The 19,524-nt window shown below is 56.8% G+C and carries 22 protein-coding genes; 5 read left to right on the top strand and 17 right to left on the bottom strand.

What is annotated here, in order from left to right:
- Nucleotides 1-335 precede the first annotated feature (335 nt).
- Together ACT3UQ_RS13490 and ACT3UQ_RS13485 are read left to right on the top strand one after the other, a co-directional pair.
- On the top strand, nucleotides 336-656 hold the full coding sequence (locus ACT3UQ_RS13490; protein ID WP_226910805.1) for a metalloregulator ArsR/SmtB family transcription factor: 321 nt from the start codon (nucleotides 336-338) through the stop codon (nucleotides 654-656).
- The gene (locus tag ACT3UQ_RS13485) at nucleotides 657-1,385 is read left to right on the top strand and encodes a transglutaminase domain-containing protein (RefSeq protein WP_180993145.1); all 729 of its coding nucleotides are present in this window, start codon (nucleotides 657-659) and stop codon (nucleotides 1,383-1,385) included.
- Between the two features lie 372 nt (nucleotides 1,386-1,757).
- Here ACT3UQ_RS13485 and ACT3UQ_RS13480 read toward each other — a convergent pair whose 3' ends face one another.
- The 17 genes from ACT3UQ_RS13480 to ACT3UQ_RS13400 all read right to left on the bottom strand — a co-directional run bounded on the left by ACT3UQ_RS13480 (nucleotide 1,758) and on the right by ACT3UQ_RS13400 (nucleotide 17,635).
- Nucleotides 1,758-2,843: a peptidase C39 family protein gene (locus ACT3UQ_RS13480; RefSeq protein ID WP_102598947.1), complete on the bottom strand. Its 1,086-nt coding sequence runs from the start codon at nucleotides 2,841-2,843 to the stop codon at nucleotides 1,758-1,760.
- Nucleotides 2,844-2,895: 52 nt separating this feature from the next.
- Nucleotides 2,896-5,037, bottom strand: coding sequence for an iron ABC transporter permease (locus ACT3UQ_RS13475; protein ID WP_443455622.1), 2,142 nt, complete (start codon nucleotides 5,035-5,037; stop codon nucleotides 2,896-2,898).
- 12 nt (nucleotides 5,038-5,049) lie between these two features.
- Nucleotides 5,050-6,117 carry an ABC transporter substrate-binding protein gene (locus ACT3UQ_RS13470; RefSeq protein WP_443455621.1) on the bottom strand — a complete coding sequence of 356 codons (1,068 nt, stop codon included), beginning with the start codon at nucleotides 6,115-6,117 and terminating at the stop codon, nucleotides 5,050-5,052.
- 45 nt (nucleotides 6,118-6,162) lie between these two features.
- Nucleotides 6,163-6,960 carry an ABC transporter ATP-binding protein gene (locus ACT3UQ_RS13465; protein ID WP_257998004.1) on the bottom strand — a complete coding sequence of 266 codons (798 nt, stop codon included), beginning with the start codon at nucleotides 6,958-6,960 and terminating at the stop codon, nucleotides 6,163-6,165.
- A 162-nt stretch (nucleotides 6,961-7,122) separates the two neighbouring features.
- The gene (locus ACT3UQ_RS13460) at nucleotides 7,123-7,956 is read right to left on the bottom strand and encodes a helix-turn-helix transcriptional regulator (RefSeq protein ID WP_102598943.1); all 834 of its coding nucleotides are present in this window, start codon (nucleotides 7,954-7,956) and stop codon (nucleotides 7,123-7,125) included.
- 183 nt (nucleotides 7,957-8,139) lie between these two features.
- Nucleotides 8,140-8,616, bottom strand: a complete 477-nt coding sequence (locus ACT3UQ_RS13455) for a GNAT family N-acetyltransferase (RefSeq protein ID WP_102598942.1) — start codon at nucleotides 8,614-8,616, stop codon at nucleotides 8,140-8,142.
- Between the two features lie 490 nt (nucleotides 8,617-9,106).
- Entirely contained in the window at nucleotides 9,107-9,373 is a 267-nt protein-coding gene (locus ACT3UQ_RS13450; protein ID WP_102598941.1) for a Txe/YoeB family addiction module toxin, read from the bottom strand.
- Nucleotides 9,370-9,618, bottom strand: coding sequence for a type II toxin-antitoxin system Phd/YefM family antitoxin (locus ACT3UQ_RS13445; RefSeq protein ID WP_102598940.1), 249 nt, complete (start codon nucleotides 9,616-9,618; stop codon nucleotides 9,370-9,372). The genes ACT3UQ_RS13450 and ACT3UQ_RS13445 overlap by 4 nt, the downstream gene beginning before the upstream one ends.
- Before the next feature lie 149 nt (nucleotides 9,619-9,767).
- Entirely contained in the window at nucleotides 9,768-9,965 is a 198-nt protein-coding gene (locus ACT3UQ_RS13440; RefSeq protein ID WP_180993143.1) for a hypothetical protein, read from the bottom strand.
- Between the two features lie 256 nt (nucleotides 9,966-10,221).
- Nucleotides 10,222-10,701, bottom strand: coding sequence for a hypothetical protein (locus ACT3UQ_RS13435; RefSeq protein WP_102598939.1), 480 nt, complete (start codon nucleotides 10,699-10,701; stop codon nucleotides 10,222-10,224).
- Nucleotides 10,685-11,542 carry a polymorphic toxin type 35 domain-containing protein gene (locus ACT3UQ_RS13430; protein WP_146041022.1) on the bottom strand — a complete coding sequence of 286 codons (858 nt, stop codon included), beginning with the start codon at nucleotides 11,540-11,542 and terminating at the stop codon, nucleotides 10,685-10,687. Before ACT3UQ_RS13430 ends, ACT3UQ_RS13435 begins: the two co-directional genes overlap by 17 nt.
- Before the next feature lie 22 nt (nucleotides 11,543-11,564).
- Nucleotides 11,565-12,362, bottom strand: coding sequence for a S8 family serine peptidase (locus ACT3UQ_RS13425; RefSeq protein ID WP_102598937.1), 798 nt, complete (start codon nucleotides 12,360-12,362; stop codon nucleotides 11,565-11,567).
- Nucleotides 12,363-12,676: 314 nt separating this feature from the next.
- Complete coding sequence (locus ACT3UQ_RS13420) at nucleotides 12,677-14,158, bottom strand: MinD/ParA family ATP-binding protein (RefSeq protein WP_102598936.1); 1,482 nt, start codon at nucleotides 14,156-14,158, stop codon at nucleotides 12,677-12,679.
- Between the two features lie 48 nt (nucleotides 14,159-14,206).
- Entirely contained in the window at nucleotides 14,207-14,770 is a 564-nt protein-coding gene (locus tag ACT3UQ_RS13415) for a hypothetical protein (RefSeq protein ID WP_102598935.1), read from the bottom strand.
- Nucleotides 14,767-15,897, bottom strand: a complete 1,131-nt coding sequence (locus ACT3UQ_RS13410; protein ID WP_444637294.1) for a transglycosylase SLT domain-containing protein — start codon at nucleotides 15,895-15,897, stop codon at nucleotides 14,767-14,769. The genes ACT3UQ_RS13415 and ACT3UQ_RS13410 overlap by 4 nt, the downstream gene beginning before the upstream one ends.
- 12 nt (nucleotides 15,898-15,909) lie before the next feature.
- The gene (locus tag ACT3UQ_RS13405; RefSeq protein WP_444637293.1) at nucleotides 15,910-17,388 is read right to left on the bottom strand and encodes a hypothetical protein; all 1,479 of its coding nucleotides are present in this window, start codon (nucleotides 17,386-17,388) and stop codon (nucleotides 15,910-15,912) included.
- 28 nt (nucleotides 17,389-17,416) lie between these two features.
- Nucleotides 17,417-17,635, bottom strand: a complete 219-nt coding sequence (locus ACT3UQ_RS13400) for a helix-turn-helix domain-containing protein (RefSeq protein WP_013350316.1) — start codon at nucleotides 17,633-17,635, stop codon at nucleotides 17,417-17,419.
- Between the two features lie 192 nt (nucleotides 17,636-17,827).
- Between ACT3UQ_RS13400 and ACT3UQ_RS13395 the strand changes: the two genes are divergently transcribed.
- From ACT3UQ_RS13395 to ACT3UQ_RS13385, 3 genes are read left to right on the top strand one after another with little or no spacing between them, the layout of a single operon-like run.
- Complete coding sequence (locus tag ACT3UQ_RS13395; protein WP_441583923.1) at nucleotides 17,828-18,445, top strand: DUF6668 family protein; 618 nt, start codon at nucleotides 17,828-17,830, stop codon at nucleotides 18,443-18,445.
- A 12-nt stretch (nucleotides 18,446-18,457) separates the two neighbouring features.
- The gene (locus tag ACT3UQ_RS13390; RefSeq protein WP_013350314.1) at nucleotides 18,458-18,739 is read left to right on the top strand and encodes a hypothetical protein; all 282 of its coding nucleotides are present in this window, start codon (nucleotides 18,458-18,460) and stop codon (nucleotides 18,737-18,739) included.
- 37 nt (nucleotides 18,740-18,776) lie between these two features.
- Nucleotides 18,777-19,496, top strand: coding sequence for a hypothetical protein (locus ACT3UQ_RS13385; RefSeq protein WP_102598931.1), 720 nt, complete (start codon nucleotides 18,777-18,779; stop codon nucleotides 19,494-19,496).
- Nucleotides 19,497-19,524: the final 28 nt, after the last annotated feature.

Here is a 19,524-nt window from a genome sequence, read left to right as displayed (position 1 = left end):
CTAGCCTTTCCATCCTGCGTAAAGAGCTAGATAACCAAGAAGTGCGCCTCGAGCTCCGCGAGAAAGTCAAAGTTTGGGCCACGGTCTTTGCTACTAATGAGCAATAACGTTTAAGGGTTACGATTCTCATCTCTAAAAGACGCACATCGGAGTAAAGGACGCGGTTCAGAAATAATCAAGCTCCCACTAGGGAACTTATTTTTTAGAAATGCTGTCGAGGGTTTTCGCTGAGCAGTCCTACGGCAAAGTCCTCTACGGGTCTTTACCGGTAGAAGAAGTTGAACCGAAATTTCATATTTAGCATATGTGCTATATTGCTAAATATGATAGACGCAATGTCCGACGTATTCACTGCATTAGCTCATCCCACGCGACGGCAAATTCTGCAAGACCTCAAGGATGGCGAGCTAGCTGCCGGAGAGATTGCTTCACGCTTCCAAGCCACCGGGCCGACCATATCCCGCCACTTAGCTGTCTTACGCCATGCAGGACTCGTCACCGAACGGCGTGATGCCAACCGGATCTTGTACACCCTCGGTGAGGAACGCTTGGCGCACTCTGTCGGAGACTTTCTCTCTACCGTTTGTCCGGAGCAGATCGTATTGCGTGAAGTGCGCAGACACAAAGATGGTCGCGTGAGCCAGGTGAAGACCTAAATGGCGTTTTCATCGCTCATTACACCTTGGTACAAGCGCACCTCAGCCCGATCTGGCTGGGGCCACGAACAACCGGGCTCAGTCGCTCCGACGTCGATTCTGGACTATGAAGCACCTGTTGTGGCAGGGCTGGTTGCCCGTTCACGTGAACTAGCGCCATCGCACGAATATATTGAGGTGCTCAAGGCGGCGCACTCGATTATCAGCAATGAAATACGGGCTGTTTACGCCTTAGAGGAGAACACGCCTGCTTCGCGCACATTAATCCGCGGATATGGTTCTTGCAGTCAACGATTGGCGCTATTAGAAAGCGTTGCGCGTTCCCTCAGTGTATCCACTCGGGTGCGTATTTTGCTCATCGATCGATCTTTTTGGTATGCACGTTTTCCCCGCCTCGGCTTTGTCCTTCCAAATCGCATCTTGCTAGCCTGGCCCGAGTTCAATATCGATGGCTGGCACCCCGTGTCCGAGTTGTTCGGACCAATTGGCTGTCGAGGAGGGTCCCCTTTCGTGAATCAAGGCTCCGAAACGCTTTTCGAGGCCGTAGGGCGCTGCGCGGTCAATTGGGACGGCCGGAGTAGTAGCGATCCATATGACCTTTCACGCTTTGTCCGCGCCGACTACGGCTACTTCACGGACAGAGATCAGGCCTTTCAGCAACTTGGTCAAACTCTGTGCGCACCGTCACGCCTTATCGCAGACCCCGTACTCCGTCGAATTGAAGCCTAGAGCTGTTCTTCGCGTCCACAAAGGCGCTCGGCATTGCTTTTACAATTACCGAGACCACCTGCGAGGGTAGCTCCGCTAGCGTGTAATTCTAGTCTTGCGCGCCCTTGAAACAGAGGTGCAGTGACAAGCGACATGAAGCGAAGCGTTCCATCGTTTAAGCATTTGAACACCGGCCGTCTCGGCCACCGTTCTTCTAGCGGAACCCAACGAACCGCCATTTAGAATGGCACTTTAGCCGCCAAATAATGTCAACAGTCACACTCAGGGGAGTGGCATCCAACAAGGCGTCTTGCAACTCTTGAATTGCAAGACATCTCTGGACGTGGGATAAATTCTTTAGTCGTTGGCGAGCTTGCTCGGAAATTAGAGAGTTCACTCAGTCAGAATGAGCGCAGCTCGATAGCCATCTTCCTCGAGACAAGACATGGCGTCTAGTTCCTGGAAAGTTATGGGAAGGCAGGTGGCATCCACCCAGCTCTCTGCACTACTAACATCAACCCAAGAGTCCTCGATGAGGATAACGGGATGTTCCGCGGAACCAGCCGTCCCATGGCACAAGATCCAGTGCGGAACATCGTAGCCGAGCATCTGTTGCAACGACACCAGTAGCAACACCTGGTCACCCTGGTTTACAGCTTCGTGAATCTGTGAGATTTCCATCCGCGTAGAAGTCACCGGCAGTCCGGTCGCTTCGGCACGGCGGCGTGATTCAGCCTGCAAGATGCCCCGCCAACTGCGTTCAACCTCGGGATAGTAGTCGACGATTACTGGCTTATCGGTATCCAAAGACACTTGGACTGAGCTTGCTGGCCAGCGCTCAGCGATGGCCAGCCCGAGTCCCAAGGGTTCACAAGCCATAAAGTTGGTCGCTTGACGCCACAGTAGCAACTCGGCGGTACGCAGTCTATCCATCGTTTCAATGCCGCTGGTTTCCCCATGCGCAGCCAGCGCGGCAACCGCCGCGCAGGTGAAGTTCTCACTTTGCTGGTAATGAGCGGTACGCAGATAACGGGCTGGATGCAACCAGTGCACATAGCCGAATGGTGGACTCGGGGCCGAACCATCCGTGGTGCAGCGTGGAGTTGGCAATGGCCGAAAACCGGTGTGTTCGGCCAACTCGTCTAGCCACGGTTCGTCCGTCCAGCTTTCCCATTTCACACAGGCTAGATCTTTTTCCCTGGCGTAGTCCAGTACCGCGTGGACGAGTTTTTTATATGTTTGTGCGTCGCGGGCAAGAATGCCAGAGATCTTCACATATGCAGTCGCCGAACGGGCGCTGAGCATTGCTGCACCGAATACTGTGGCACCTGCTGACTGTATGGTGAGCAGTTGGGCGTTGGCAGCTGCAATGCCACGTTCCCACGGACCTGACGTGGGACCCAGATGTCGCAGTTGCGCCGGGTGGTGTTCCGGGTCGAAGTTCTGGATTTTCGTGTACGGGGTAGAGCATTGTGCCATGGGAGCCTTTGGTTCGGTGGGTGGGAAGCCGGCTGAGACCCTCGATTACAGACTAGCCGCGTGACCGGTACAGCAGCCAAATGAAGTACGGGGCACCGAGTAAGGAAACGATCAGGCCGGCGGGAATCTGTGCCGGCGCGATCACGGTACGGCCCAGGGTATCGGCCAGACAAACGAGTAGTGCTCCGAAAACCATGGACACCGGGATCACTCGGTGGTGGCGGGATCCCACCATCGACCGGGCCAGATGAGGGGCGATGAGTCCGACGAAGCCAACCACGCCCACAGCCACGACGCTGAGCGCTGCAAGCAAGGCTGCAATGGACAATGAGGCTAATCGGGTGCGGGCGGTCCTGATGCCCAGAACGCGGGGCAGGTCTTCGTCGATGGCCAGTAGGTCGAGCTTGCGACCCATGAGCAGCACGACCGGAAGGGCTAATGTCAGCACCACCAGGACAGGTAACACGTCTGCGAACTGACGGCCATAGGTAGAGCCAGAGAGCCAGGTGTAGATGCGCGGGGTTTCCCACGAATTGATGCTCAGCAACAGGTATGTGGTGACCGCAGAGAGTGTGTAGCCTGCCCCGATGCCGATTAACACAAAACGTTCAGGGGAGAAGCCTCGACGCCAAGCTAGTGCGGTGATGGCAGCGAAGGTCGTCAGACCGGCAATGACCGCAAAAATCACCAGTAGCGAGCGGGAACCGCCAAAGGCGGTGACCACTATGGCTGCACCCAGCCCTGCACCCGCGGTGATGCCCAGGATGCCAGGTTCGGCCAATGGATTGCGCACGGTGCCCTGAACCAGGCAGCCAGCCAGACCTAAGGCGGCTCCGGCACCCAGCGCCGCGGTGGTCCGTGGTGCACGTTCGGCGAAGGCTCGGGTGATGAGCTTAGGTGCATCATCTTGGAACCACAAAGCCAGATCTCCCAGTTTGAGGAACATGCTCCCGGCCAATAGGCCTAGAATCACGGCACCAAGCAACAAGATGAGACCCAGCGACATGGTGAGGATGAGCCGTCGGTGGCTACGCAATTTGCTTGCCACCTGTAACGGATTCCGCGAGCTGGATGCTTCTGGCAGTCGCATAGCCAGGATGATGATCAGCACCCCGCCAAGTACCGCGGTGGGAACTCCGGTAGGAATGGAGGCCGCGCCTTGGGCACCGAGCAAGGCTCGAAGGGAAACATCGGCCAGTAAGATCAGCAGTGCACCGATCAGTCCCGTAGCCGGGAGGAGGAAGAGTTGGCGGCGCAACACCGTCAGTCGACGCGATAGCAGCCGTGCGAGCACCGGGGCACCGAGCCCTACAAAGGCAATGGGACCGGCTAGCGAAACGGCGACTCCGGTGAGAACCACGGCACACAGGATGGCAAGGGTGCGCGTTGAACGCACCGGGATCCCGAGCACCGCTGCGTTTTCATCGCCCAAGGAGAGTACGTCCAATCGGCGGGAGAGCAAGAGGCAGATGACTAGTACCAGCAAGATCACCGGGAGACTGCGCAGGAAAGCATTCAGATTTAATTGGGCTAGCGACCCTGAACCCCAGGCATACAGGCCAGTCGTGTTTTCCTTGAAGAGTAGCAAAATAATTCCGCTGCCTGCTTCTAAAGCCATCGCGATGGCTGAGCCAGCGAGGATCAACCGGGGGGTGGCGGTGCCTGCGCTGCGCCCGGAGATGGCCAGCACGATCCCGGCGGCGAGCAGTCCGCCGGCGAATGCGAGGGTACTGGAGGCCAAAGTGGACAGGCTTAGTCCCAAGGCGGCAGCCACACTCAGCGCGAAGTAAGCGCCGGAGGTGACAGCCAACGTGTCTGGTGAGGCCAACGGGTTGCGGGTGACCGATTGGAGCAGAGATCCTGCTACCCCTAAAGCCAGACCGACGGCAGCTCCCGCACAGAGGCGCGGTAGCCGGGAGCCGGTGAAGATCTCGGCGACTCCCACTCCTCCGATACGGGTGTCGTCTCCGATCAGGGCGCGCAACAGTTCGCCCAGACCTATACCAGAGGTCCCCTGGGTAAGGTGCCAGGCACCCACCACCAGTACCGCTGCCGCTAAGGCGGCTAATAGACCTAGGCCAGCGGCGAGACGAGTACCAGTGACCGGCACGGGGGAATAACCCGCGCCGGTCACTGGGGTGCTGACACCACTGGTCACGACCTGTCGCTCTGTGGATTTTTCAGCGATTTTCATTTCAGCTGTACGCTACTGGGCTTCCGAGGCGGAGGTCAGTGCGTCGGTGAAGGCATCCACGGCTTGACTGGTGGACTTCGGTCCGCCGGCTCCCCAAATATTTGGGAACTGGAAAGTCCGGCCTTCCTTCACTGCGGTCAAGTTGTTCCAGATCTCGCTAGATTCCAGCTCGGTGGTCCACCCGGTACCTGCGTCGTTAGAGTAGAACAGATTGACGTCGCCGACCCCTACGAGGCCTTCCACGTCGGTCTGGGCCAGACCGTATTCTTTGTTCACGCCCCCGGATCCGAAGGACTCATTGATGTCCTCATTCCAAGCTGGGGTCAGACCCAGTTCTTTACCCAGCTCCGTGAACAGCGCGCCATCGGTGTATGGACGGATAGTCAGGTTAGAGCCGTCAACCCAACCGTCGAAGAATAGGAAGTCGGTGGTTTCTAGCTTCACATCGGAGACCTCCTGTTTCTTCTGCGCCAAGTGGGCATCGAATTCGTTGAGCACTGCGGTAGCACGCTCGCTGCGGCCGGTGGCTTCGGCTACCTGTGCGAAGACTTTTTTCATGTTGCCGATGGGATCCGTGGAATCGTTGCCCTTGACTGCCAATACGGGAACGTCTCCCTTATCAAGTTGCGACAGCACAGGGCCGTCTTCACTAAAGGCGTCCACAATGATCAAGTCGGGGTCCAACGCGTAGATCGAATCCAGATCTGGCTCGCCGCGTTCACCCACCGAGGCAACCCCCTCAGGCAGCTCCTCTGCAGTGACGTAGGTGCTATATCCATCGGGGGAAGCGACGCCCACCGGGGTGACGCACAAGGTCAGGGCATCTTCAATTTCCTGCCATTCGAGCACCACCACGCGCTCGGCTGGTTTATCCAATTCCAGTGTGCGACCCAGGTCATCGGTCATCGATACCGGGCCTGTGCTAGTGACGGTGGTGTCATCGGCGCAGGTTGCGGATGCGGCGGCGGGGCTCTGTTCGGTGCCAGAACCGGTGGTGTCGGTGGTACCGCAGGCGGTGGCTGAGAGCAGCAGAGCTAGGGCGGCCACCGAAGTGACTGCGTTACGCGCGAGTGTAGACATAGGTTTTCCCTTGTAATTGAATGTTTTTGTGAAAAGAAGAGGTGGTCAATTCTGCCGGTGGCGGCTGACCGGTTCGATACGCAGCATTTGGGTACGCTCGTCCGAGCGGACCTGCACGGTGATCTCATAGACCTCAGAGAGGTTCTCCGCGGTGAGGACCTCAGCGGGGGTTCCAGCGGCGTGCACCCGGCCGTGTTTCATCAGCACCAGCCGATCGGCCAGGGCGGCGGCTTGGTTCAGGTCATGCAGGACGATGCCGATGGCCAGCCTATTTTCACGGGCTAGGTCATGGACCAAGTCCAGGGTCTCGACCTGATATCTCAGGTCCAGGTGATTAGTCGGCTCGTCGAGAAGCACCACGTTGGTTTGCTGCGCCAAGCACACAGCCAGCCAGACACGCTGCAGTTCTCCCCCGGACAATTCCCCAGCAGCCTTGCGGGACATCGAGGTAGTGCCGGTCAGTTTCATGGCCCAGGCAATCGCCGCATGATCCGTCTCGGATAGCCCGGCGAATCCGCGCCGATGCGGGTGGCGACCAAAGGCTACGATATCTGCCACGGCTAACCCTTCCGGGGTGGCGTGGGACTGGGCGAATAGCGTGACTTCGTGGGCGAATGCTCGTCCGTTCAGCGTGCTAATTTCACGGGCCTCGCCATGGGAACCGGTGAGCGTGATGACCCCCTCGGCACGCTCATGCAGCCTTGCCATGGAACGTAGTAGTGTGGATTTTCCACTGCCATTGGGTCCAATGAGCGCGGTGACTTCACCCGGGGATAACCGGATGGAGGCCCTGTCGACTACAGTATTTTTGCCGTAGCACAGCACTACCTCGTGGGCGTGCATACTTCCGGCTGCAGCGGAAGCTGCTCCGGTCGCTACATCTAGCATGCGCAATGGGAGGATTGAATACATCCGACTTTAGTAGGTATTTTCACTTAGGTAATTCTAAGTTAACTAGCCGGTGTCAGCAATCAATAACTTCTGACAGTAGATCAGGTTTTTCGGTCAACTATTCGTATTTGTCATGATGAATGCGCCAGGGGTGGAGCCCATGGTGCGTCGAAAAGCATCGATAAAAGTACTTGATTGCGCGTAACCCAACAGGTCGGCGACGTCTTGGACCACTTCGCCATTGGTTAGCAACTCCAAGGCGCGCTGAATTTTCACCGCTTGACGCCACTGGGCAAAGGATAAACCGGTCGCTTCACGGAAGACTCGCGTGATAGTGCGTGCGCTGATTCCAGCATCCACCGCCCATCGCTCAAGAGATCGATTATCCGCCGGGTTAGCCAATATCCGGTTGGCGATGCCATTGATACGTGGGTCATCGGGCAGGCGCAACGCTAGCTGATGAGCGGACGGTTTAAGCACGTCGAAAACCACAGCCTCCGCACGCGCTCGGGCTTCTTGACTCAGTTCCCGACTGGATAAATGAATCAGCAGCGATTTAAGCAACGGTTCCATGTCGATCACCGTCGGGGCGTTGAATGGGGTGATGGTTCGTTCAGGGGAAAAGAAGGCACTGAAAAGTTTTACATGTGCGGTCAGGCGTCCGCCATGCAGCGCTCCGGCCGGAATCCATAGACCATGCCCCTCGGAGACCGTAAAAATCTGCCCCTCAATTCGAGCGGTGAGTGTCCCATCCTGGGTCCACAAGAGCTCATGAGCCAGGTGCGAATGTGGCTCCCACTCCGTGGAGACCTCAATGGTGTAGGTTTCGCTCAAAATGACAAACGAAGAGGTCGCACTGCTAGGCAGAGCCGTTGCTCGCGCCAGAGCTGTATCTGGTTCACGGGACCAGGTACCAAGTCCGATGGTCGAGTTAGGAGGGGAGATCATATTTGCAGTATAGAAAGTAATCGGTCTGAGAAAGCATGTGCCACGTTAGCCCTACCGCACCACGTGAAGAATGGTCCAATAGCCACGTGCCAGAATCCTACGGAGCGACTCCGAAAGCGAATACATTTCACCCGCAACTAGTTCAAGCAAGAATCTAGACTGCGTTCGGTTACCCACAGAGGGCTAGTCCAGTATGTAGTACTCAAGCTTGTCATCACGTTTTTCCAGTCTGAATCCTCGACTGGTGAGCAGTCGGGCTGAGACAGTGTTATCCGGAGCTACCCGGGCACTGAATTTCGTGATTCCGTAGATCTTGGGAATTGAGATTAGGGTCCTATCGAGCATGGCTCCGCCAACTCCCCGCCCCCATTGATCTGGGGATACCCAGTAACCGACCTCCACGCACGTTTCCTGTCGGGTGCAAAACACGAGACCCACCTCTGTGTTTGCTTCAGTTGCTAGGAACCAGCGAGAGGCTCCCACCGTATGGAGTGGTTCAGGGTGAAGGGATTCCTGAACGCAGGCGTTGATAGTTTGCCGGTCCCATGGCCTTCCATGCCCAATAAAACGCGTTACACGTTCATCCGAGGCCATACTGGCAAAGAATTCGGTGTCTGCGCTGCGAAATGGACGCAGGGTAATTGATTGCAGGCGCAACATGCGGAGCCTTTCAACGTCGTGGATTAAAAATAACTTATAAAAGTATTAAACAGTCCTAAACCTGCCTAAGTGCCGAATTTTGACACAGCACTGATGTCGACTGTGTCAAATACGCACAATATTGACATTCCTTAAGTTCGCTCTGCCGAGTGTCCGGACAACGACCATGAACGTTGTCTTCCTAACATTGCTTTGCGAGGAGCACGACGGGGTACAAGCCCGTAATGTCTAGACTCCAGAATTTCGAAGTCGATGACGATAGAAAGCTAGATTCAAAGCAAAACGGTCCATGGATCGACAGCGGTTCATTACCCAAAATGTCATCATGTGCGGAAGGAGCTTGGTTTGGCAGCGAATTATCGGGGGGACCGCGAGTTCGCATGATCCGACAATACAAAAGCCTTTACTTGACATAACGGAGGTTATCGGCGCGAGAAATCAGCTTAGGGGAGTAGGTCCCAAAGCAGACTAAAATGCACAAAAGGTCATGTCAGTAGTGGTATTTTGCCTGCAGAATCGTTATAGCTCGGTCGTCAGCAATATACACCAGTCGGTTGACGTCATCGATGCGTCGTGACCAAGCTCCGGCCAATGCGTGTTTCAGTGGTTCAGGCTTTCCTATGCCTTCAAAAGGATCGTCGCGGAGCACATCCTCGATCAGCAGGTTGATGCGTTTGAGTGTTTTGCGGTCCTGGGTCTGCCAGTAGACGTAGTCTTCCCATCCACCGGCAGTCCAGGTTAGAAGTCTGTCACTCACGCTTCGATAAGTCCGTGTTCCACAGTCTGGTCATTACGCGCCGCTTCAAGGGCTGCGAGTAGACGCACCGCATTCTTGGGCGAGCGTAGCAGATGGCTGGTTTCAACGAGTGAATCGTACTCGTCTTTCGACATAAGCACCGCAGAGCCACGCTTGGACATGATCTCTACTTCGGTGTGGTCAAGGTTCACTCGTTCAATGAGACCAAACAAGTCGCGTCGCGCTTCGCTGGTAGTGATTGCCATTTCGCCTCCTAGTGGTACTAGATATGGTACCACTTTGCTAGTGCCCACACCGGCAATCAAAAGTTCACCTGCTATCGAAAAACTTAGATATGGCAGTCACCACAACATATCGAGGAATGTTCAGAGGAAGGAATTTTCGTGTTCTGAAATTAGATTCCTCTGGTCACTGCTGCACCGGCCGCCAGCCATGCCCGCTGCGTAGCTGGTCGTAGCGCGTCGTAACGAAGAATGCCGTCCACCATCGCTGGGTCAAACGGAACCGTTGCCACATCGCGGGCCAAGGTCTTGTAGCCGTCTGCAACGCGCTGCACGTCGGCGGTGGTGGCCTTGGAATCAGCTTGGGTCACGACGGCGACGGCGTTCTGTGCTAGGGCGTGGGCCTTGTCGTTCTGCTGCGCGAGCGCTTCCAGCAGCAGCGCCGGCTTCGGCGTGTCACACGACTACCGTGCTCGGCACTTCGTGTCCATTGACATGGAATGGACTCTATCGACCCCTGTTCCTTGTAGGCCCTGTGAACGCTTCAGTGACAGGTGCAGCGCAGGCGCCTTGTTTCCCTATACGAGCGCAGCGGCCCTCCAGCTATAGCTGGAGGGCCGCTGGCGGCTACGCGTTATTCATAGAACTGTTCAGTAGCTCTGTTTGTGTTTGAAGCTGGATGGCTGCTTGCTCGAGCGGACCCGTGGCAATACGCTGCAGTGTTTCTGCAAATCCAGTGTCGAAACTAGCATCGGGGCTATTAGCAACCTCAGAGTAGTCCGCAAGCTCCCGTTGAAGTTCTTGCAGTGTCTGGATCGAAGCATCCAAGACTGATTTCAGCATCCGATCTTCGGCATGCTCAAGATGCACCAGATCCAAGACATACAGCGAAGACACCGCCAGGGTAGCTGCCAGCCTTTCGGCACCTTCCAGTGTTGAAATCCAAGCAGTGATGAACTCATCAACAGCCTCGGGGTGTTCTCCCGCTACGTTGCGAAGAACATCCACGACTCCCGAAACTGACTGCTTCGAGGCCAGCTCCACTGCGGCGGTTACCTCTGCAGGCTGTCCGGCCAAAAGGCCTTTGAGCTTATCGAACCCATCCATTACTTACCTGCCCTCCGTTTTTAGAATACGTCACCACGATGGTCTTGCCTTTGTAGTTGTAAACAGCTTGCATGGCGCCACTCTTGTACGCTGAATGTTTACCTTCGGCCATGGCCCGACCCATAAGATCCGCGACTTGCTCGCGTGATTTGGCCCCTACGCTGCCCCACTTATGCTTAGGTGCCATAATGTGCGCCCACTTATTAGCCCCAATATTGTTCAGCAGGTAAGACTTCACGGCTTTCTTGACCTGGGTCTTGCCGACCCACTTAATCAACGCCTGAATTCCGATGCGCGCCAATTGCGCCAAGACCCAAGCTACCGGAAATGCCTGCTGGGCAACGTCCGTAGAGGAAACGACGATCGTTTCCCCCGTGGCGACGTCCTCAACTACTGCATGGAAATCCTCATCACCAAAATAGGTAAATTCCAAAACATTGAGCTCTGCGGTAACTACCTCTCCGTCAACCACACCGTCAACGGAGATACTTTGCACTAACTCATCGATGGGAGCGTTTTCATCATGCTCGACCACAATGTTTGATTCGAGGCCTTCACCCGAGACGTCAATATCCAAGGCATCATTCGTAGCCCGCAAATCCAAGTCTAGTTCAGCTTCGAGCTCGTTGAATTGTTCAGATTGTGCTGACACCGCGGCCTGTGAGGTTTGAACCTCATACAGGCTATTTAGTGCATTGGTGCTAGTCTCGTTAGCACCCCGTTGGTGCTCTGAAGTGAAAACCTCGGCGTTAGCCGGAGCAATATTAACGGCGGCTAGAGCCACCATCACAGCGGTTGCACTGGCTAAGCCTCGCAAACCTCGAACGATAGATTTTCGCACTGTCGTTGACACCCTTTCGTGTCTATTGGGTTACTTGGCGTATCGCATCTTCGATACGTGTATTAGCGTCTATTGCCGCTAAATCTGAAAAGTCAATGTCATGCCACGCAGCAAGAATCTGTTGGGCGGCTATTGCGGTGGCAGGGGAAGTACCATCAAGGTACTGTTTCTCCGCACCAACGTTCACCGGGATATTCTCGCCAGGAGCAAGTATCGCCACTGCACGAGAGTTAGTGAACCGACGTCGATCGCCATGCTCATCCAGTGCTCCGATAGAGAGAACCCCAGGGTAACCGGCAGGATATGTTTGAAATGACCCAATGCCATTGCCGGCAGCTGCAACCACAACAACGTCCTGTTCAACAGCTCGTGAGACGGCCGTTGCTAAACGGGGGGAATCAATTTCTACTGCCAGGCTGCAAACGATCATATCTGCGCCCAGAGTTATGGCCTGCTCGATCCCCCAGGCCAAGTCTTCAACGTCGCCTCTCCCATGCTCGTCTAGGACTTTGATATCAATGAGGCTCATGCTGGCCGGGTTACCTGTGGTCGTGGACGAGTTCAAAAGTGCCGCCATTTGCGTCCCATGGGCAGTAAACCCGTCTTCCAGCGCAGCAACCCTCACCTTCTCTAAAGGAAGATCTTTTATTCCCTCCTGGGAGGCATCTACTCCCCCGTCTAGAAGGGCAACTTTAGGGGGCGCAGGGTCTTTAGGAAGAAACGCGACGAAGGTCGTGAACAGAGCAGCAAGAACCACGAGACTGAGTGCGCCGAACCACAAGCGCTTCGAGCCACAAAATCGTGTAGAGGGCGCGGCCATTTGTCCTCATCTCAAAGATCATCAAACCTGCCGAACGCTTCGCCAAACTTCCATTGTTCAAGGTCGTGACGGCGTGGTCAGGGTACGGAAATGGGAAGTAATGATGGTGAGTATCGTACATGAATAATCACTTCGTGTGATTTTATTTGATCTACATCATCTAAATATGGCTCACTTCAGTGAATGCCCTGAATTTTTTGTTCAGTGACACTGCCTCGCAAACGACCGCAAGTTTCTCCAAAGAGCTAGCTCAAGAGAAGTTTGAAGCCCGGCCCTGTCGCAAACGCAGGAGTAACTCAACGCACATCTCATTTTCATAGCCCCCTTGCGACTGCCGCTCCGGCTGCCAGCCATGCGCGCTGCGTGTTCGGGCGTAGCGCGTCGTAGCGCAGGATCCCGTCCACCATTGCTGGGTCAAATGGGATCGTTGCTACGTCGCGGGCCAGGGTTCTGTAGCCGTCGGCTACGCGTTTCACGTCGGCGGTGGTGGCCTTGGAATCAGCTTGGGTCACGACGGCGACGGCGTTCTGTGCTAGGGCGTGGGCCTTGTCGTTCTGCTGCGCGAGCGCTTCCAACAGCAGCGCACCGGCTTCGGCGTGGTCATCCCGGGTCGTGGTGGCCACGACGAGCTGATCGGTGTGGTCGATCATGCGCCGCCACATCGGATCTGACTCGTCATTGCCCGAGTCAATAAAGATCAGCCGGTAATACTTCGAGGCTACCCGGTGGATCGCGTCCACATCGGCTGCGTCTACGCGTTGGGCGCTGGCCAGCTCCATGGGCTTGGAGCGCAGCACGTCGAACCGGTCACGCGTCTGGTGGTGCACAAAATGGGCGAGGTCTGCCGATTGTGCCCCGGTGCCTAAGAGTTTTTCCGATTCGGGCAGCAGCTCCAACAAGGTCGCTTCGTGCGGGCCTTGTTCGGTGCGCCAGCCCAGGGTGCCTCGGGTCTGGTTGTTATCCCAGGCCAGCACCCCGGCCCCGCCGTAACGGGCGAAGATCGCACTGAGCAGGACGGTGGTGGGGGTTTTCCCTGCCCCTCCTTTGCCGTTGACAATGGCGATGGTGCGTGGGCCTGGCCAGTGCTGGCTCACGGCCTGCACATCTGCACGTTCGGCACGTTCGTCCTCGCTCGGGGCCATGCGGATGCCCATGCGGGTCATGGTGCCGCGCCAGCCTTTGGTGGCTGGTTCTTCGACTTGTTCCTGGGTTAGGAAGCTTTGCCGCGCTTCGCGGCGCGTTGTTGGCGCGCTGTCCTGGGTAGGAGACTTCTTGGCGAAGGGGTTATCCTGGGGAGCTTTAGCTGCCGTCGCTGGGGGCGGCGTGGTTTGTCCTTGGGGTGCTTTTGCTTGCACGGTTTCCATTGCTGGTTCTTCCCCTTCGACGGTAGGTTCCGTTAAGGCCGGTGCCTCGGACACTGGCTGTTCTGGTGTTTCCTCAGTGTCTTGTGCGGCCGCTTGGTCAATGACTGCTGGTTCGGTGGTGGCCACATGGGTTACCGGGCTATCAGCGCGGCGGCGAGCTGGTTTCTCTCGGCGCTGCGGTGGGTTCGTCGTGTCAGGCTCCACGGTGCCATTCGGGTGGACTTTCACAGGCCAAGAGCCTTGGGAATCGTGCATGACGGCGCGTACGACGCTGCCCTCTTTCTTTGCGTGTGAACTGACCAGCTCAACGGTTTGTTCTCGTGCAGCGGCTTCATTATCTGCCGTGAATTCGTGGGTTTTTCCCTCAATGATCACGGTTGCGCTGCCGTCTGCGTTGACGGTCGCCTTAATGAGTTCTTCGGTGGTGCTCATGGTGTGCTCGCTTTCTTCAAGAGGAAATCGGCTGCGCCGTAAGGGCTTTTATTGGATAGATGAAACGTAGTCGCGGATCTTGTACGGTTCGGTGTCGGTGAAGGTGAAGTAAAACGTCTGCTTCCCTTCCCCTGCCCAGGATTCCCCGTCCTTGGTGACCCATTGCCAGGTGGCAGTGATCGCAACCGTGTCCTGTTCATGGTGCTCGGTCATGAGTTTCACCGTGGGCTTGCTGGTCGCTTTCTTCTCTGCGGCGGTCAGCCATTCAACGCCGGTCGCGGGCCGCTCCGGGGCAATGACTTCTTTGGCCCGTTCGCTGGTCATGAGCTTTCTGGCGCGCATTTCCGCGGCGGTGCGGTTGAAGTCCTTGTTCGGGTCCCAGGTGGTCATGATCGTGGCCGCTTGCTTCGCCAATTCGATTTTGGCTGGATCATCCACGGCATCCCCGTGCTCATGGCTGGTGCTGGGCGCTGGCGTGGTGGGGCTGGCCGTGGTCGGGACAACGCTCGGAATGCTGCTTGGTTCGTTCTCGGTGCCGGCGGGGGTGCATCCGGCTATCCCTGTTGCGAGTCCTATGGTCAGGGCCAGGGCGAGGATTTTGGGGTGTTTCATTGGATGTTCACCTTTTGCTGTCTAAGGATCGGTACCGGGTCATAGGTTTTGCCGTTGTTGATCGCTGGCCTGTCAAACACACTGGTTTTCGGGTTGTTGATCTGGAAGTGAACGTGGATGCCGCTGGAATTGCCGGTAGCTCCTGGCTTGCCCAGCGGGGTTCCCTTCTTCACCACGTCTCCGGTCTTCACCAGCAGGGAGTTGTCTTGTGCTTCATGGAACTCAAAGACCAGGTAAGGGGCTTCGGTCATCTGAGCAAAAATGTAGTTGCCATAGGAGCCGTAAAGCTTGTCGATATTCCCGATGCTGGCATAAGTGATCTTCATGTCCGTAGGAGCGTAGAAATAGGGGTCTGATCCGGCCAGGTCGATGCCTTCGTGCTTCAACAGGAACGGCATGCCAGCGCAGCTGGCCAGCGGGCACGCGCGCGGCCCGAACGGCGAGGTCATGCGTGAATTAGGCATGGGGTGTGCCCATTCATCCGCTGTCAGGTCGCCAAAGTCGAAGCCACCAGGCGCTTCGCAGGTTGAGGAATAGTCCATCTGGGCGTTGCCCATGATGACTTCCACGTAGTGGCGGGTTTCCTCGAAGGGCGGGATACCCCCGTATTTCTGGACGTTGCCCGCTCCGGCGTTGTAGGCGGCCAGGGTGAATTGGATCTTTTCCTTCTCGTTGCTTGCCAGATCCGCGATTTGTCCGGCGAGATGTTTCATGTAGCGGCCTTGGGCACCGAGGCCAGCGAACGGATCGAACGGGTCTTTACCGTTGCCCCATTCCTCCCAGGTACCGGGCATGAACTGGGCAATGCCTCGTGCTCCCACCGGAGAAACTGCCTTGGGGTTCCAGCCGGATTCCTGCTGGATTTGCGCGGCGATGATCCCTACGGGCAGCCCAGCAGTATCGGCGGACTTCTCCACAGCTTCCCGGTACTGTTCGGGAATTTTCACCGTCGATTCTCCGTCGTTGCCCTTGCCGATGGGAGTTCCTTCAATGACACACGGGGCATAGGGATCAGGTTCTTCGCTGCCGTCTCCACCCATGAACAGAATGATCGGGGTGATCACCAGAAGGAGAAGGACACCGAGGACTGCCAGAACGATTTTGGCTCCGCCGCCCTGTTCTTCCATGACCAGGCCTCCCTACTGGTGCGCGCTGTCGTTGGTCTTGTTGGATCGATAGACGGTGGTGTTCTCCAGCTGGGTTGCCACCACATACACCGCGTCATCGGTGACCAGTGCCGGGGCTGGATCTTCGGCACGGTAGTTCGCCCACGACTGCGGCTCGGCTTCGGGGTTGCCCAGATCCAGGGCGACTGGCCCATTGCTGCTGTTCGCGTAGATCAGGTTGCCGTGGATCGCTGACAGATCAGCCGCAGGAAGGTCAATGAGTGCTGCCTGGTCGCCGTAGCTGATTCCCACGCTTCCGATAGCTGCGGTTTTCGCTTCCCTGTCCACCAGAAGGGGTTCGGTGGCGGTAGGGATTGCCCGTGGCGTGCCGGAGAACAGCATTGAACCGGTGCTGGTGTTCAGCACTCCCATGACGCGTTCGGTGTCATCCCACGCCAGCAGGGCATGGGTGTCATCGAGCAGCCACACTCGTACCGGGTATTTCGTGGCACTTTCTGGCGCGGTGAAGTTCTTCTCTTCCAGGATCTTCCCGCTGTTATCCAGGGTGTAGATGGTGTTGGAGCTGATTGTGGTGATGGTTCCATCGGCGGCCACGTCCAGCACGGTCGATCCGGGTGGGATCATCACATCATGCAGCGTGCCAGCCGCATCAGGCACACGGATATACCAGTCCCCAAGTTCGATGTAGGGGGTGTGGGTGTCGGTGCGCGCTGTTTGCCCTGGTTCCAGCCCGATGCTGGTCGGTGCCACGCTCGGGGTGTCGTAGGGCATCTCTACCGGCCATAGGCGCAGTTCGTTGCGTTCGGCAACGGCATAGACGGGCTTGCCTGCCCAGGTGCCCTGGTGGATGCTGGCCAGGTCTTCCGGGGCTTTGTCCCCGCGCCAGACAGGTTGGCCGGTAGACGGGTGGCGGCCGGTGACGGTGCCTTCTGGATCCGCGGTGAGCAGCCGGTCAGGGCTGATCATGTTGACCGTAGCATCAGCGAGGGTGGGGTGGCTCCACGCGGCGGTGGCCGAGTGTTGTGGCGGCGGCGCGGCTGGCAGCGTGGCGCCGACCCCTTGCGGGGTGTAGGCGGGGACGGTGGCGGCGGGCTGGTTGGCGATGACCACGGCGGTGCCGAGACCGCCGAGAGTAAGCACCGCTAGGGTGCTCACTCCGGCGATCATCAGCCGTTTGTTGCGGCGCTGTTTGCGGGCCTTGGCTGCTTGTTCGGCTTCTTGTTGCTCGGTGAGGTCTAGGACTTCCCCGGTAGCAGCGATGATCATGTCCCACGCTTGCCCGCTGGATTCGTCGATGGCTCGTGCCCGCACCATACCCAGATTGTGGCTGGTGAGCTTGGCGACGATCGCGTTTTTCCCTGCCTCGATGAAATCTTCTCCATCAAGCACAGGAATTTGTGCACCGTCCAGAGTCAAGGACTCCCGGCCTTCGCTGATCTTTAGCGTGTAGACCGGGAATGCCGGGACTTTCTGTGGATCAATGATCGTCATCTAACTCACTACCCGTAGCTTCCTTGGGTTAGTCGGCTGTTTCGTCGCTTCTCAGTAAGAAGTCCCGCACGTCTTTCTTCCTGTACCGGCGCACGCGAGACCCAATGGACACTGATTTGAGACCGTATTCACGGTTCCATTTCAGAACGGTCTGCGCCTTGACGCGCATCACGTCAGCGATCTCCTCGGTCGTTGCCCACTCCGGCAAATCCGCGATGAGATCCTCCACTGCTTCTGGATCGTTCATGGTCACACTCCAAATGTGTATGAATATGAAATCCATGTCAACCATATTGCCCATATTAACCATTCAAAGCGTTAACTTTGAACTTCCCCAATCTAAGTATGGCAAAACTATTGACAGTGATTTCAATGCGAGTTTATACTAAATGTTAGATCAACTCTTTTCCGTTGATCACTCTACTAAGGAGAGCGCACTATGTCTGCCGTGTCGAATCCTTTTGCCCCTTCTGAGAAGCAGGTGACGCAAAAAGACTCTTTCGACATTCGAGATGAGCTTATGGGTAATGACTTGCTAGTTACCGGCCCAGTGAAACCTGGACTATCACCGATGCTTGAAGCTCCAAGCGAAACATGGGCTGTTAGTGATGTTGGGGCTTTTGAAGGTATTGCCGTCATGGGCCTTCACGGCGGTGCAGGCGCATCCACTCTTGCATCGCTTCTGGGCGATGGCGCATCTGAGGTTGGCCAAGCTTGGCCCATCTCGCAGAACGCCTGGACGGGCAGCGCCTGGCCTATCCCAGTGATTGCGGTGGCTCGTACCGATCATTCTGGATTGGCCACTGCGGATAGGTTCGTCCGCTCCTGGGCCAATGGTCAGCTGACCGGCTCCCAGCTTTCAGCCCTGGTGCTGATCGAAGCAGGGCCACGCACCAGTGATGCCCGCAAAAAAGCCACCAAGCGTCTGTTGCGCATGGTTCCCCGAGGCACCCATATCCCATGGATGGATCCCTGGCTGGATGCTCCACCCGATCCGGCCCGGTTGCCCGGACGGATCAAGCGAATCATCAAACTCCTGAACACTCCCACCAAATAGAGAGGCATAAAAATGTTGCTGCAAACCCTGGCTTTCGGTATCGACCTCGCCGCCAGCATCCCCAACCCAACCCCGGAACAGCCACCAGGAACCGATGGTTTCACCACGATCCTGAACTGGATCGCCTGGGCTGTGATCCTGCTCGGCGTGGCCGGATTCCTCGCCTCAGCAGGTTTCCTGGCGTTCGCGTCCTTCACCGGACGGGAAATCAACGGGTTCAAGGGACTGGTCATCTCGCTGATCGTCTGCATCCTGGCCATTAGCGCGGGAACGATCATCAACGTCTTCGTCTAAGCACCGGTGAACCGTCTAAGAGAAAGAGAAGATCCTCATGGCTGAAACTGATCCATTAGGCAGAAACTGGAAACTCTGGGGCGGTATCCTCGCCTTCATCGTGGTCATCGTGATCGCGGGGCTAGTCATCTTCCCCCGCGTCAACTCTGAACCAGAAACAGCTCCGAGCGCTCCTGCACCGTCGGTACCGGTCCAGACTGCTTCCCCGTCCTCCCCCTCGGATACTCCGTCGGCTTCGGCTTCCAAACCGGCTTCTGGGGATTGCCCTGCGCTAAGTACCGACGCTTCGTTCCCGAACGATGCCCCGGACACTGAATGGAAGCGGCACCCTGCCGGGATGCTGCTGCCGGTGAATGCCGATCATGGGCCAGCGAAGATGGACGGGGATTTCTGGCGCTGCTTCAGCCACACACCTACTGGTGCGGTGCTGGCAGGGTTCACCCTGGTAATTGATTTCTCGGCCGGTGCAGAGATTGATGCTGCCGTTGAATCGATGAATCGTCAACGGCTTTTCGAAGAACAAGGTTCTAGTACGAGCAATGAGAGCTTCCCGCCGATGCTCGGATACCGAGTCATGAATAGCAGTGATGACAGTGCCATTGTTGAATATCTTTCCAAGGCAGGCGAGCAGTATGCGGCTATGAGCGTGAACCTGGCTTGGAGCGACAAAGACCATGACTGGCGATTGGATCTAACTTCCGGCCCTCCGGCATGGAGCGAAGTCAACGATCCAAGTTCTTACACAGAGTTCAAGTAGGCGATTATTGTGGCGAACCAGGCTAGTT

Source organism: Glutamicibacter sp. AOP12-B1-11, assembly GCF_052379245.1.
GTDB lineage: Bacteria > Actinomycetota > Actinomycetes > Actinomycetales > Micrococcaceae > Glutamicibacter.
Note: the sequence above shows the minus strand (reverse complement) of the source record. Positions and strands in the feature narration are given on the sequence as shown.